Genomic DNA, 13,315 nt, shown 5'->3' with positions numbered 1-13,315 from the left:
AACCTCCCGGCACGCCAGGCGCTCCTGGCGCACAATGAATGAGACAAACACGCGCACCAACGGGTACGAGCGCGCCACGCATCCGGCCTCCCCGGGACGCGGCCCCGCACCCGCCCGCCCCACCACCAGTACCAGGAGCGCCCCGTGTCCCCGCAGGTCTCGACCCTCGTCATCACCATCGACCCGGCCTTGGCCGTCGCGCCGTTCGAGCAGGTACGCACGCAGATCGCGGACCGGGCCAGGGACGGCGCCCTGCCGGTCGGCTACAAGCTCCCCACCGTCCGCGGCCTCGCCGAGGACCTGGGCCTGGCCGCCAACACCGTGGCCAAGGCCTACCGCGCCCTGGAGACCGACGGCGTGATCGAGACCCGCGGCCGCAACGGCAGCTTCATCGCGGCGGCCGGCGAGGCCGCGGACCGGGAGGCCGCCGCGGCCGCCGAGAGCTACGCCCGCCGCGCCCAGCGGCTCGGCCTGGACCACCGCGCCGCCCTCACCGCCGTCGAGAACGCGCTGCGCGCCACGTACGGCGCCGGCGCCTGACCGCCCCCGCCCCGGCCCGCCCCCCACCCACCGGCCCGGCACCCCGCCCACCCGTATCCGAACGGAGCCGTATGCCCGGCAAACAGGCCCTCGTCCGCCGCCCCGGCCCCCGCCTCGCCGACGGCCTGGTCACCCACATCGACCGGCGCCCGGTCGATCCCGCGCTCGCCCTGCGCCAGTGGGAGTCCTACGTACAGACGCTGCGCGACCACGGCTGGCGGACCACCGAGGTGGCCCCCGCCGACGACTGCCCCGACGCGGTCTTCGTCGAGGACACCATGGTCATGTTCCGCAATGTCGCCCTGCTCGCCCGCCCCGGCGCCGACCAGCGCAGATCCGAGGTACCGGACGCCCGCGCGGCGGTCGAGGCGCTGGGCTGCTCCGTCAACGAGATCCGCTCGCCCGGCACCCTGGACGGCGGCGACGTCCTGAAGGTCGGCGACACCGTCTACGTCGGCCGCGGCGGCCGCACCAACGCCGACGGCGTGCGCCAACTCCGGTCCGTCTTCGAGCCGTTGGGCGCCCGTGTGGTCGCCGTACCGGTAACCCGCGTACTGCACCTGAAATCCGCGGTGACCGCCCTCCCGGACGGCACCGTGATCGGCTACCCGCCCCTGGTCGACGACCCCTCCGTCTTCCCCCGCTTCCTTCCCGTCCCCGAGGCGTCCGGCGCCCATGTCGTGCTGCTCGGCGACGGCAGGCTGCTGATGGCGGCCGGCGCGCCCAAGAGCGAGGCGCTCCTCGCCGATCTCGGCTATCAGCCGGTCGTCGTGGACATCGGCGAGTTCGAGAAGCTGGAGGGCTGTGTCACGTGCCTGTCCGTACGCCTGCGCGAGCTGTATGAATGACGGCAGGTCAGGCCGGGGCGGCGCGTGCGCCTTTCCCGGCCGCGCACCGCGCCCCGCCTATCGTGACGCCATGAGCAACCTCGACCTCAGACCCTCGCCCAGCCTGTGCGGCGGCACCGGCCGTACGGGCCCGGTGCGCGACGTCCAGCCCGGCAAGCAGGTGCCGCTCGGAGAGTCCACCGTCGTCCGCAGACTGCTGCCCAACCTCGGCCGGCGGATGGTCGGCGCCTGGTGCTTCGTCGACCACTACGGGCCGGACGACATCGTCGACCAGCCCGGAATGCAGGTGCCGCCGCATCCGCACATGGGCCTGCAGACCGTCAGCTGGCTGCACGAGGGCGAGGTGCTGCACCGCGACAGCCTCGGCAGCCTGCAGACCGTACGCCCGCGCGAACTGGGCCTGATGACGTCCGGCCGGGCCATCGCCCACTCCGAGGAGTCCCCGCACGGCCACGGCCCCCTGCTGCACGGCGCCCAGCTCTGGGTCGCCCTGCCCGACGCGCACCGCGACACCGCGCCGCACTTCGAGCACCACACCGACCTCCCGCTGATCACCGGAGGTGGCGGCCTGACCGCCACCGTGATCCTCGGCGAACTCGCCGGCGCCACCTCGCCCGGCACCACCTACTCCCCGCTGGTCGGTGCCGACCTCGCGCTCACCGCCGGCACCGACACCCGGCTGCCCCTCGACCCCGACTTCGAGTACGCGGCCCTGACCATCTCCGGCGAGACCGAGGTCGACGGCGTCCGGCTGACCCCCGGCGCCCTGCTCTACCTCGGCTGCGGCCGCGGCGAACTCCCGCTGCGCGCCCACTCCGACAGCGGTCTGCTGCTCCTGGGCGGGGAGCCGTTCGAGGAGGAGATCGTGATGTGGTGGAACTTCGTGGGGCGGTCCCACGAGGATATCGCCCGGGCCCGCGACGACTGGGCCGTCGGCACCCGCTTCGGCGAGGTCCTGGGCTACGACGGCGACCGGCTCACCGCCCCCGAGCTTCCGCCGGGCCCCCTCAAGCCGCGGGGGCGGACGCGCTGATCCGGCGCGGGGCGGGCCGCCGAGACGGGCCCGCGCGGGAGCGGTGGCGCGCGCACGGCGCCGGTGCGGCATGACGGCCATTCGTCCAAGCTCCTTAGGGAAGAGGGCAGTGGAGAGCAACCCATGGTGGATTCCGGGAAGTTGAACTCTCCACGAATAGCGGAAGACGATGCGCCGCTTCTCCCGGCATCCAGAGGTGCAAAAATTTGCCGATTCGGCTTGGCAACAACCGGCAATTTTTTGCCGGTTGACACCGGGCAGTACCGGCGCCAATACTCTCCGGGAAGATCATTGAGGCGATATCAAGATCGAATCCCACGCTGTTAGTGGTTGGAGTTCCTTTGGATAGCGTCGGCATACCGGCGGCCCCTTCGGCACCGCAGAGCGGGCCACACGCCTTCGACGCATCGGCGGCCCTGCGCGGCAGTCCCGAATTGATGACGGCTTTTCTGCTCGTGCCGAGCGCGCCCTACGGGCCGGTCGGTTTTGCGGACACGGAGCGCAGGGTTCTCACCCGCCTCAAGGCGACCCATCAAACGGAGGAATCCATTCGGGAAAACCCGCTATGGGAGGCCTACCGGTCTTTCTATGCGGCGATGAACGTCAAACCGAGTGGTGTGTCGACCCCGCTGAAGCAGGCGCTGCGCATCATGCGCCGGGACGCCTACCGGCCGATCCATCCGGTCGTGGACGTCTGCATGGAAATCGAGTACTCGACGCTGTGCAGCTTCCAGGTCTATGACAGCGACCGGATCGGCCGCAGCGTCACCTACGGGCCGGCCGACGGCCCCGGGGCGGAGGACGGGATGCGGCAGGTGCGCGCCGGGGAGCTGGTGCTGTCCGACGAGCACGGCATCATCCACTCGCCCACCTGCGGCAACGGTGCCGGGCGGCTGGTGGGCGACGCATCGGGCTCGGCCCTGATCCGCGTACTGAGGATTCCCGGCATGGACGCGGACACCTTCACCGGAGCCGTCGACGAAGCGGCGCGGCGGCTCTCGGTCGTCGACGTCCTCGTATTGAGCGCGGATTCCCCGACCGGAAAGTGCGGTTGAGCGGGCTCCGCGGGTGACACCTGCGGAGCCCGCAGACGCACGGGTCCCCCCTCTTGCAATTCGGGCATGCAGTCCTGCCCGCGCACAGCACTCACTCTCAACGAAGGAAGACTTGGTATGGGAACGGTCATTGTAGTCGGCGCGGGTGGTTCTGGTCTCAGCGCGGCCATTGAAGCAGCCGAAAACGGCGCCGACGTCATTCTGGTGACCAAAACGCTGTACGAGAGCCAGAAATACAAGTGGGCCTCCACCGGGGGATGCACCTGGAAAACCCACGCCTTCAATGCCGCCGTCGCAGCCGGCGACAGCGTGGCGGCACATGTGCAGGACACCATCGTCGGTGGCTCGCACGCCAACAACCCCGAGCTGGTCGACACCTTATGCAGAGGCGCCCGCGACCTCGTCCACTGGCTGGAGGGTCTTGGCCTGGCCTTCGAGCGCGACACCGACGGGGAATTCGCCACCCGACCGTTCGGCGGCTGCGGAACTCCGCGCGGCGTCTATCTCGAAGACCGTCTCGGCTTCCACATCCAAAGCGTGCTCACCGCTCGCCTCGGTGAGCTGGTGGCCGACGGCCGCATTCGCATCGTCTCCGGTGTGCGCGCCACGAAGGTCCTGCGCGACGCCGACGGCCATGTGAACGGTCTCGAGGCCACGGCCGTGGACACCCTGGAACGCATGGTGATACCCGGCGCCGGGGTGATCCTCGCCGACGGCGGTGGCGCCTCGATGTACGCCCCTTCCGCCGCCTCCATGGACAAGTCCTGCGACGGCATCGCCCTGGGCCTCGCCGCCGGGGCCGGCGTCATCGACATGGAGTTCCTGCAGTTCCACCCCACGGGCCTGGCCTCCGGAGTCCTGACCTTCGACGGCAGCCTGGTCGAGGAGGCCCTCCGCTTCGACGGAGCCCTGCTGCTGAACCGCGACGGCGAGCGCTTCATGCTCGGCCACGACCCGCGCGGCGAGATGGCGACCCGCGACGTGGTGTCCCGCGGCATCTACCGGGAGATCATCGAGGGCCGGGCGTTCGACGACGGCGCCGTCCGGCTGGACATCTCCGCCTGCGCCCACCTGATCCCCACCACCTACCCCGCGCTCGACGAACGGCTCGTCCAGGCCGGCTTCGACCCCCGCAGCGTCACCTCGCTCAAGATCCGCCCCACCGCGCACTTCCTCATGGGCGGTCTGCTCATCAACTCCCGCTCCGAGACCACCGTCCCCGGCCTGTACGCGGCCGGCGAGACCGCGGGCGGCATCCACGGAGCCAACCGGCTCGGCGGCAACGGCCTCTCCGAGTGCCTGGTCTTCGGCCGCATCGCCGGTCGCAACGCCGCCGCCGAGTGCCAGGACAAGGCCGCCGGCGGCGAGATCGAGGTCATCGGCTCGCTCAACCTGCCCTCGCACAAGGGCGGCGACACCCCCGAAACGGTGCTGCAGGACCTGCGCACGGCGATGTACTGGCACGCCGGCCCGGTGCGGACCCGCCGTGGTCTGACCACCATGCTCGGCCTGCTGGAGACCTTCGAACAGCGGGCCGGGCGGCTCGCGTTCACCACCGGCTCCCGCGCCGCCGGCCAGGTGCAGACCGCCACGGACCTGTCCAACCTGCTGCTGGCCTCCCGGCTGATCGTCGAGGGGGCGCTGATGCGCGAGGAGTCGCGCGGAGCCCACTACCGAGACGACTTCCCCCAGCAGTCCGAAGACTTCATCGGCTACAGCGCGGCCCTCAAGGAGGGCCAGCTGGTCTGGGCCCCGTACATGCACACGGCCTGACCACTCGACGCTTCGTCCCCTGTTCCGCCCTTCATGTGCCGCCGCTGCGGAGGCACATGAGCATTCACCCCACCCGGAAAGCATCAGATGGCCGCGACCGGCAAGAACACACCACCCCTCGCCTATGTCCGCTTCGGGGAGAAACCGCTCAGGCGCATCCCCCAGCTGTTCATCGGTCTGGCCCTGTACGGGTTCAGCCTCTCCGTCATGGTCAGGGCCTCACTCGGGGTCAATCCCTGGAGCGTGCTGTACGAAGGCCTGGAGAACTACACACCGCTCAGCTTCGGCGCCATCAGCGCCGTGCTCGGTGTCCTTGTGCTGCTGACCTGGATACCGCTCAAGCAGAAGCCCACGTTCGGGACGATTGCCAACATCATCGTGCTGGCGTTCTCCTCCGACCTCGGTCTCTCCCTCATCCCGGAGGACCTCGGGCTTCCGGTGCGCATCATGCTGCTGATCGGCGGCATCGCCCTCAACGGGCTGTCGATCAGCATCTATGTGGGGGCGCGCTTCGGCCCCGGACCACGTGACGGCCTCATGACGGGGGCGTCGGCCAGCTCGGGCAAGTCCATCCGGCTCATCCGCACCCTCATCGAGATCACGGTCCTGATCATCGGATGGCTCCTGGGCGGCAGCGTGGGGGTCGGCACCGTGCTCTACGCGTTGTGCGTCGGCCCGGTCACCCAGTTCTGCCTCCCGTGGTTCGCCTACCGGGCCGTCGACGAACGCCGGCCCGCCGCGGAGGCGGCCCCGGCCATCGCGTAGTCGGCACGTCCTCCTCCGCGGCGTCGCGGAGGAGGGGGCGGCCGGCGCCCGTGAGGCGTCAGCCGCCCCCGCCGCCTTCGGCCCGGGTGAGGACGACGAACCGCAGATCCTGGTGGTAGGCGGGGACCAGTACGTGGGACACGACGCTGATCTGCTTCCCGCCGAAACGGGGCAGCCGGAACTCGAAACGATGGCCGTCTCCATAGGCGACGACGCGCGGCTCCTCTTCCCACAGCCGCCGGCATTGCGGAGTGCGCAGGAGTTCGTCGCGGAGTGCGCCGAGTTCCGCATTTCCGGGCATCGCCGCAAGCGCGAACCGCAGCTGTGCCAGATAGGTCGCGGCGTGCTCGTGCCAGTGAACGAACTGTTCCCGGGCTTCCTGGGAAGCCAGCGCCCAGCGCAGGAGGTTTGCTCCCGGCTCGTGCACCCAGGGAAACCACTCTTTCATCGCCTGATTACACGCGACGAGGTCCCACACGCTGTCCGTGCAATAGGCGGGGCACGGCATCTGCATATCGAGAAGGGCCTGCAGGGCACCGGTCGGAAGGGCGCCCGTCGCATGCGTCGGCGGTCTGCCTCCCGCGGCGAAACGCCGCAGCGCCATCCGCTCGTCCGGCCCCAGTACCAGCACTTCGCCCAGACGGTCCGCCGTGTCGGGCGACATACGCCCCAGCCCGCCGCGCTCGACATCGCGGTACCACCGCACGCTCACGCCCAACTCGGCCGCGACCTCGGCCTGGGTCAGGGGTTTTCCTTTGCCGAGCTTGCGTCCCGCCTGCGCCCGCCAGGCGCGCAGCAACCCTGGGAGTTCCGGTACGGCAGGGGGTTTCGGGGGAGCCGGCTCATTGCGGGTGAGAGCCGATAACCGATCAGTCATCTTCCGCATTGCCATGCATGCGATTCGCCCCCGTGCCTCATGCCAACGAATGGGCCCCAGCGTACGCCATGGCCTCGAACGACCAAGGTGAGCCATTTCTCCCCGCCGCGCCATAACCGGAGGGACGATGCGGTTATCAAGGCCCGGCCCCATCAGACATTTTACGTTGATTTAATGGAGCGCATACGCGGTCATGGCGGTCATGGCGGTCGTACCTAGGGCGTGGCGGCGGCCGCGGCGTCGACCCCAGTACCGGCCGCGCCCGCCACCCCGTCGACCCGCAGCGGCAGCGACTTCAGACCGTGGATGAAGTTCGAGACGAGCCGCCGCGGCGCGGCGGCGACCGCCAGGGCGGGCAGCAGGCCGGCCGTCTCCTCGTACAGCACCCGCAGTTGCAGGCGGGCGAGGTGCGCGCCCAGGCAGACGTGCGGGCCGTCGCCGAACGAGACATGGGGATTGGGGGTGCGGGCCAGGTCCAGCCGGTGCGGACCGGTGTAGACCCGCTCGTCGTAGTTCGCCGAGCCGTGGAAGACGACGACCTTGTCGCCGGCGCGGATCGGCCGGCCGGCCAGCTCGGTGTCCTGCGCCGCGGTCCGGCGGAACGTCAGCACCGGCGGGTGCCACCGCAGCAGCTCCTCCACGCACGTCGCCGCGCCCACCGCCCCGGTGCGCAGCGCACGGTACGCGTCGGGGTGCCGGGCGAGCGCCAGCAGGCCGCCGGGGGCCGCGCTGCGCACGGTGTCGTTGCCCGCGATGGTCAGCAGGAAGAAGAACATCTCCAGTTCGGGCGTGGCCAGTTCGCGGTCCGAGGCGAGGACGGTCAGCACGTCGTCGCCCGGGTGCCGCCGCTTGTGCGCGGCCAGCTCCCGTGCGAAGGCGAACATGTCCCGCAGCATCGCCGGGGAGCGCGGATCGGCGGGCCGGCCGTCCGGGCCGGACGCCGCGGGGCCCGCCTCGTCGGGGTCCTGGTAGCCGATCACGCGCCGGGTCCAGTCCAGGAGCAGCCCGCGCTCACCGGGCGGCACACCGAGCAGATCGGCGAGGTTGAGCAGCGCGTAGTCGTCCGTGACGGAGGCGACCAGGTCGCAGACGCCGTCCCCGGTGCGCGCCGTGTCGACCGCCGCGGCCAGCAGCCGGCGGGCCCGTTCACGTACCGCCGCCTCGAATCGGTCGATCCGGCCGCGGGTGAAGGCCCGGCTGACCAGACGGCGCAGCCGCCCGTGGTCCGGGGGATCCTGGTTGAGCATCATCCGGCGGATGAACGGCAGGTCGGCGGGGTCGGGGTCGCGGATCTGGGTGGCGCCCCGATGGGAGGAGAAGGTGCGCGCGTCCTTGAGGACCCGTACGACGTCCGCGTGCCGCGTCACCGCCCAGAAGCCGGGGCCGGCGGGCCAGCCCAGCACCTCATGCTCCTCCTGCCAGGCCACCGGGTACCGGTCGCGCAGCAGCCGGTACGCGGCGTGCGGGAGGCCGTCCGCGTAGCCGCGCGGGTCGAAGACGTCCGGCACGGCGTCCGGTTCGCCGGATATCGCGGGCGCGCCCTGAGGGGCGGCGCCCGCGTCCGGATCCGCGGGCCCGGTCATCCCGCCGCCGTCCGCCCGCCGTTGCCGTCGTCGCCGCCGTCGGCCCGCAGGAAGTCCTCCACCGCCCGGATCAGCTCCAGCGGCGTCTCGTCCATGGCGTAGTGCCCGGCCGCCGGCAGCTCGACCAGCTCGGCGCCGGCGAACCACCGCAGCCAGGTCTGCCGCATCAACTCGGCGCTCAGCGCGGGGTCCAGCGCCCCGGCCACCGCCAGCGCCGGCACCGCCGAGCCCTCGACCTCGTCGGCGAACCCCTCCCCGGCCCAGGAGTCCAGCCAGGTCCGGAACGCCTTCGCCTCGCTGCGCTCCAACGACCGCCGCACCATCCGGTCCAGCCAGGCGGCCGGGCGCCGCCCGCCGGAGGTGAGGTCGATGATCAAGCGCCGGTTCTGAGGGGTGTGCGCCGCGGCGGAGAACAGCTCCCACTGCTCCGGCGGCATCGGGAATCCGGAGGCGGGGACCGGCGAGACCCCCACGATCCGGCGTACCCGGTGCGGTGCCGCGGCCAGCACCCGCTGGGCGACGCTGCCGCCCATCGAATGGCCGACGACCGAGAACCGGTCCCAGCCCAGCCGGTCGGCGAGCGCCAGCACATCGGCCGCGCCCTCCGCCGTGGTGTACGCGCCGTCCGCGCCCCGCGCCTCGCCGTAGCCGCGCAGGTCGACCAGCGCGTACTGGAAGGCGTCCCGGTCGAGATCGGGCAGGACCGGGTCGAAGGCGGACCGGTCGGCGAACCAGCCGTGCACGGCGAAGACCTTGTGCGAGCCCGAACCGTGCAGGGCATGGGGCAGTACGAAGGAAGCCACGCTCACTCCAGACGTGTGACGGAACGCGTCGACGGCCCACGGCCACCACCGGGCGGCCACGGGCGATTCCGACCACATTGGCCGTAACCTCCCCGCCGTGCAAGACCCCGCCCCGGCGACACCGCGACGGGCTGGTACGGCCCGCCCGGCACCGGGCAGGCATCTGCGGCATGACCGTCCTCGTCGGAACCTCTGGCTGGCAGTACAAGGACTGGCGCGAGGTCCTCTACCCACCGGACCGGCCGCAGCGGCTGTGGCTGGAGGAGTACGCGCGGCAGTTCGCCACCGTCGAGAGCAACGCCGCCTTCTACCGGCTGCCCGAGGAGAGGACCTTCGCCGACTGGCGGGAGCGGACCCCCGCCGGCTTTGTGATGGCCGTCAAGGCCAGCCGCTATCTGACCCACATCAAGCGGCTGAGTGAGCCGGCGGAGCCGGTCGGCCGGCTGATGACGCGAGCCGCGGCCCTCGGCCCGCGGCTCGGCCCCGTCCTGCTCCAGCTGCCGCCCACGCTGCACGCCGACGCCGCGCTGCTGGACGACTGCCTCGGCTGCTTCCCGGCCGGCACCCGGGTGGCCGTCGAGCCGCGCCACGACTCGTGGTGGACCGAGGAGATCCGCACCGTACTGGAGAGCCGGGGCGCCGCGCTGTGCTGGGCGGACCGGGGCTCCCGGCCCGTGACACCGCTCTGGCGGACCGCCGGCTGGGGGTATCTGCGCTTCCACGAGGGCCGTGCGCAGCCCTCCCCGCGCTACGGAGGGCAGGCGCTGGCCACCTGGGTGCGGCGGATCGCCGACACCTGGCCGGACCAGGCCGAGGTCTATGCGTACTTCAACAACGACGTCGGCGCGGCGGCCGTCCTCGACGCCGTCCGCTTCGCCCGCGCCGCCGAGGCCGCGGGTCGCTCGGTGAGCCGTACGCCGTCCGGGCGTGGCGCCGCCCGTTGAGCGCGGGCCGGGGATATATCTGCGCTCGTACCGCTGGGCGAGCTGACGAGGTGGCATACGGTGATCCGCAGACGGGTGGTGGTCTCCGGAGCAGTGCAGGGCGTGTTCTTCCGCGACACCTGCCGGCGCACGGCGGACGCGCACGAAGTGGCCGGCTGGGTGCGCAACCTCCCGGACGGAACGGTGGAGGCCGTGTTCGAGGGGGAGCCCGAGCGGGTCCGGGAACTGGTGGAGTGGGCGCACCAGGGCCCTGCCACGGCGCTGGTCGACGCGGTGTCCGTACGCCAGGAGGCGCCGGAGGGCCTGCGGGGCTTCGAGATCCGGCCGACGCCCGGCGGGTTCTAGGCTCCGCCCCCGGAGGGGCCGATGGGGCAGGGTCGGAAAGGCCCTAGCGATGGGTGCGCGACGGAGCGCCAGCCGATATTCGCGCGCACCGTATGTGAGCCGACCAGGGCGTGACCAGGGCGTGCTCCGGAGTCTCAGAGGTACAGCCCCGCATCGGCTCCCGCGTCCTGGGCCGGGACCGACGCGGGACCGGTGCCGCGCCGGAGCGCGTACAGCTCGGCCAGGGTGGCGCCGTCGCGGCCGATGCCGCGGTCCGCGCCGAGCCAGTTGACCGCTTCGGGGCGGGTCAGCGGGCCGACCTCGATACGGGCCAGACAGCGGCCGGGGCGCACCACCGCCGGGTGCATCCGCTCCAGGTCCTCGTTGGTGGTGACGCCGACCAGGACGTTGCGCCCCTGGCCCAGCAGCCCGTCCGTGAGGTTGAGCAGCCGCGACAGCGCCTGGCCGGCGGCGTGCTTGGCCTCGCCGCGGATCAGCTCGTCGCAGTCCTCCAGGAGCAGCAGCCGCCAGCGGCCCTTTCCGGCGGAGTCGTCCTCGCCGATCGCGATGTCCATCAGATAGCCGACGTCGTTGAACAGCCGCTCCGGGTCCAGGACGCAGTCCACCTGGCACCAGTCGCGCCAGGAGCGGGCCAGGGTGCGCAGCGCGGAGGTCTTGCCGGTACCGGGCGGGCCGTGCAGCAGGAGCAGCCGGCCGGCGATCTCGGCGGGCACCACCTTCATCAGCCGGTCCATCGCATCGGCCACCGGCGCGGTGTAGTTGGGCCGGATCTCCTGCCAGGTCCCGGCGGAGATCTGCCGGGAGGTGCGGTGCGGCCCGCGGCGCGGGGAGAAGTACCAAAAGCCCATCGGGACGTTCTCCGGCTGCGGCTCCGGCGCGTCCTCGGCGCCGTCCGCGGCCTGCCCCAGCACCTTCTCGGCCAGCTCGTCGGTGACGGCGGTGACCGTCACGTCGGCGCCGCGGTTCCAGCGGGAGACCAGCAGGGTGTAGCCGTCGCCCTCGGCGAGGGTGGCGCTGCGGTCCTCGTCCTTGGCCGACCGCACGATCCGTGCGCCCGGTGGCAGCAGTGTCAGCCCGGACTTCACCCGGTCCACCGACCGGCTGCGGGAGTACGGCTGCTCGCCGTTGGCGAACCGTCCCAGGAAGAGCGCATCGATGACGTCGGACGGCGAATCGCTGTCGTCCAGGGTCAGGCGGAGCGGAAGGGAGTCCTCCGCGGCGGACGGCTGGACGTGATCGGCACACATGACGCCATGATCTGCCACCGCCGCCCGTCGCGTACACGAATTATCGCCTCCGGTGTTTCGCCGTACGGAACGGGACCGGTAACCCGAAAACCGGGTTTACCAGCCGGTTGGCCCGCTAATCTCCCTTTGTGCGACGTCATGGTGGGGAACGTCAGACAACGGGCTTTGTCGTCGTGGCAGGGGTGGCCGCGCTGGCGATGGCGCTGGTCACGCTGGTCATGTGCACCGCTCCGGGGCAGCGGGACCGCGACGCCAAGGGGCGTTCGCCGTCGCGGGCCGCCGGGCCGGCCGTGGGCTGGGGGTTCACCCACACCCAGTTCAGCGCGGACCAGGGCGCCGAGCCGGCCCGGGACCGGGCCGCCCGGCTGCTGGCCGACCACCCGATGCCGCAGAACCAGCACATCATGGGCTGGGGCGCACAGAACCCCGAACCGAGCCCGGGCCGCTACGACTTCGCCGACCTGGACCGCCGGATCGCGCTGATCCGGCACACCGGCGGCACCCCCGTGGTGACCCTGTGCTGCGCGCCGGACTGGATGAAGGGCGGCACGGCGGGCGGGACCGACTGGGACGCCCTGGAGAAGGCCCCCGACCCGGCGCACTACGCGGACTTCGCGGCCCTCGCCGGAAAGATCGCCCGGCGCTATCCGGACGTCCGCCACTTCGTCGTCTGGAACGAGTTCAAGGGCTTCTTCGACGACGCGAAGGGACGCTGGGACTACGAGGGGTACACCCGCCTGTACAACCTCGTCCACAAGGAGCTGAAGGAGGCCGACGGCAGGAACCAGGTGGGCGGGCCCTATCTGGTGATGGACAGCCATGTGCCGGGTGACGACACCTACGCCTCCCGCCTCAAAGGCCCGTGGGGCAGCATCGACCAGCGCACGCTCGACGCCTTCGACTACTGGAACCGGCACCGGGCCGGCGCGGACTTCGTGGTCGTCGACGGCTCCAGCTACAGCAAGGACGACCGCTACGCGCCGGGTCCGTTCACCGCCGCCCGGAAGTTCGCCGATGTGGGGCGGTGGCTGCGCGAGGAGACCGGGCTGCCGCTGTGGTGGGCCGAGTGGTACGTCGAGATCACGGACGACGGCGCGCGCGCCGGCGGGGGAGAGCGGGCCGGCTGGAGCGAGCGGCGCCGCGTCGCCGCGCAGGCCACGGCGCTGGTCGAGATGGCGGCGGGCGGCGCCACCAGCGGCTTCTACTGGAACCCGGAGACCGAGGGCGAAAACTGCCCCGGCTGCCTGTGGTCCAGCACCGAACAGGACGACGGGGGGCGGGAGTTGCCGATGATGACGCTGCTGTCCCGCTTCTCCCGCGCCTTCCCGCCCACGGCCCGGCCGCGGGAACTGGACACCGGCGATACCAGGATCCTGGGGCTGGCCGACGACCGCACCGCACTGCTGGTGAACACCGCCGACCGCCGCGGCACGGCGACGGTCGACGGGGAGGCCCTCACCCTGGGCGGTTTCGAGGTGCGCTGGGTGGACCGCTCCTGAAGG

13 protein-coding genes are annotated in these 13,315 nt (G+C 71.7%); 9 read left to right on the top strand and 4 right to left on the bottom strand.

Translation table 11 applies throughout. From position 1 onward, the window contains the following. Positions 1–144 precede the first annotated feature (144 nt). The 6 genes from ACZ5XZ_RS20810 (at position 145) to yczE (ending at position 6,014) form a co-directional block, all read left to right on the top strand. Positions 145–540 carry a GntR family transcriptional regulator gene (locus ACZ5XZ_RS20810; RefSeq protein ID WP_468980055.1) on the top strand — a complete coding sequence of 132 codons (396 nt, stop codon included), beginning with the start codon at positions 145–147 and terminating at the stop codon, positions 538–540. Between the two features lie 71 nt (positions 541–611). Beyond that, complete coding sequence (gene ddaH, locus ACZ5XZ_RS20805; RefSeq protein WP_468980054.1) at positions 612–1,388, top strand: dimethylargininase; 777 nt, start codon at positions 612–614, stop codon at positions 1,386–1,388. A 70-nt stretch (positions 1,389–1,458) separates the two neighbouring features. Continuing rightward, positions 1,459–2,421 carry a pirin family protein gene (locus ACZ5XZ_RS20800; protein ID WP_468980051.1) on the top strand — a complete coding sequence of 321 codons (963 nt, stop codon included), beginning with the start codon at positions 1,459–1,461 and terminating at the stop codon, positions 2,419–2,421. A gap of 341 nt (positions 2,422–2,762) precedes the next feature. After that, the gene (locus tag ACZ5XZ_RS20795; RefSeq protein ID WP_468980049.1) at positions 2,763–3,476 is read left to right on the top strand and encodes a hypothetical protein; all 714 of its coding nucleotides are present in this window, start codon (positions 2,763–2,765) and stop codon (positions 3,474–3,476) included. A 117-nt stretch (positions 3,477–3,593) separates the two neighbouring features. Continuing rightward, positions 3,594–5,249, top strand: coding sequence for an L-aspartate oxidase (locus tag ACZ5XZ_RS20790; protein ID WP_468980047.1), 1,656 nt, complete (start codon positions 3,594–3,596; stop codon positions 5,247–5,249). 87 nt (positions 5,250–5,336) lie between these two features. Further along, positions 5,337–6,014 (top strand): membrane protein YczE, encoded by a 678-nt coding sequence (gene yczE / locus ACZ5XZ_RS20785; RefSeq protein WP_468980046.1) that lies wholly within the window; start codon positions 5,337–5,339, stop codon positions 6,012–6,014. A 58-nt stretch (positions 6,015–6,072) separates the two neighbouring features. Here yczE and ACZ5XZ_RS20780 read toward each other — a convergent pair whose 3' ends face one another. From ACZ5XZ_RS20780 to ACZ5XZ_RS20770, 3 genes are all read right to left on the bottom strand, one after another. Further along, positions 6,073–6,813, bottom strand: a complete 741-nt coding sequence (locus ACZ5XZ_RS20780; RefSeq protein ID WP_468980043.1) for a helix-turn-helix domain-containing protein — start codon at positions 6,811–6,813, stop codon at positions 6,073–6,075. Between the two features lie 293 nt (positions 6,814–7,106). Continuing rightward, positions 7,107–8,474: a cytochrome P450 gene (locus ACZ5XZ_RS20775; RefSeq protein WP_468980041.1), complete on the bottom strand. Its 1,368-nt coding sequence runs from the start codon at positions 8,472–8,474 to the stop codon at positions 7,107–7,109. Next, complete coding sequence (locus ACZ5XZ_RS20770; protein ID WP_468980038.1) at positions 8,471–9,277, bottom strand: alpha/beta fold hydrolase; 807 nt, start codon at positions 9,275–9,277, stop codon at positions 8,471–8,473. The genes ACZ5XZ_RS20775 and ACZ5XZ_RS20770 overlap by 4 nt, the downstream gene beginning before the upstream one ends. A gap of 170 nt (positions 9,278–9,447) precedes the next feature. Between ACZ5XZ_RS20770 and ACZ5XZ_RS20765 the strand changes: the two genes are divergently transcribed. Both ACZ5XZ_RS20765 and ACZ5XZ_RS20760 read left to right on the top strand, forming a co-directional pair. Beyond that, on the top strand, positions 9,448–10,221 hold the full coding sequence (locus ACZ5XZ_RS20765) for a DUF72 domain-containing protein (RefSeq protein ID WP_468980036.1): 774 nt from the start codon (positions 9,448–9,450) through the stop codon (positions 10,219–10,221). Between the two features lie 60 nt (positions 10,222–10,281). Next, a complete protein-coding gene (locus tag ACZ5XZ_RS20760) occupies positions 10,282–10,566 on the top strand; it encodes an acylphosphatase (RefSeq protein WP_468980035.1) in 285 nt (94 codons plus the stop codon). A 134-nt stretch (positions 10,567–10,700) separates the two neighbouring features. Here the strand turns inward: ACZ5XZ_RS20760 and ACZ5XZ_RS20755 are convergent, their stop codons facing one another. Continuing rightward, positions 10,701–11,813 carry a DUF5925 domain-containing protein gene (locus ACZ5XZ_RS20755; RefSeq protein WP_468980032.1) on the bottom strand — a complete coding sequence of 371 codons (1,113 nt, stop codon included), beginning with the start codon at positions 11,811–11,813 and terminating at the stop codon, positions 10,701–10,703. 128 nt (positions 11,814–11,941) lie between these two features. On the opposite strand from ACZ5XZ_RS20755, the gene ACZ5XZ_RS20750 reads away from it, so the two are divergent. Continuing rightward, positions 11,942–13,312, top strand: coding sequence for a xylan 1,4-beta-xylosidase (locus ACZ5XZ_RS20750; RefSeq protein ID WP_468980031.1), 1,371 nt, complete (start codon positions 11,942–11,944; stop codon positions 13,310–13,312). Positions 13,313–13,315: the final 3 nt, after the last annotated feature.

The organism is Streptomyces sp. NPDC033270, from assembly GCF_055576575.1.
The sequence above is the reverse complement of the archived record's forward strand: the minus strand, read 5'-3'. Positions and strand labels throughout refer to the sequence as shown.

Coding starts and splice junctions, on each gene's coding strand:
- ACZ5XZ_RS20755 (WP_468980032.1), bottom strand. CDS start 11,813: ATGTGTGCCGATCACGTCCAGCCGTCCGCCGCGGAGGACTCCCTTCCG.
- ACZ5XZ_RS20765 (WP_468980036.1), top strand. CDS start 9,448: ATGACCGTCCTCGTCGGAACCTCTGGCTGGCAGTACAAGGACTGGCGC.
- yczE (WP_468980046.1), top strand. CDS start 5,337: ATGGCCGCGACCGGCAAGAACACACCACCCCTCGCCTATGTCCGCTTC.
- ACZ5XZ_RS20775 (WP_468980041.1), bottom strand. CDS start 8,474: ATGACCGGGCCCGCGGATCCGGACGCGGGCGCCGCCCCTCAGGGCGCG.
- ACZ5XZ_RS20800 (WP_468980051.1), top strand. CDS start 1,459: ATGAGCAACCTCGACCTCAGACCCTCGCCCAGCCTGTGCGGCGGCACC.
- ddaH (WP_468980054.1), top strand. CDS start 612: ATGCCCGGCAAACAGGCCCTCGTCCGCCGCCCCGGCCCCCGCCTCGCC.
- ACZ5XZ_RS20790 (WP_468980047.1), top strand. CDS start 3,594: ATGGGAACGGTCATTGTAGTCGGCGCGGGTGGTTCTGGTCTCAGCGCG.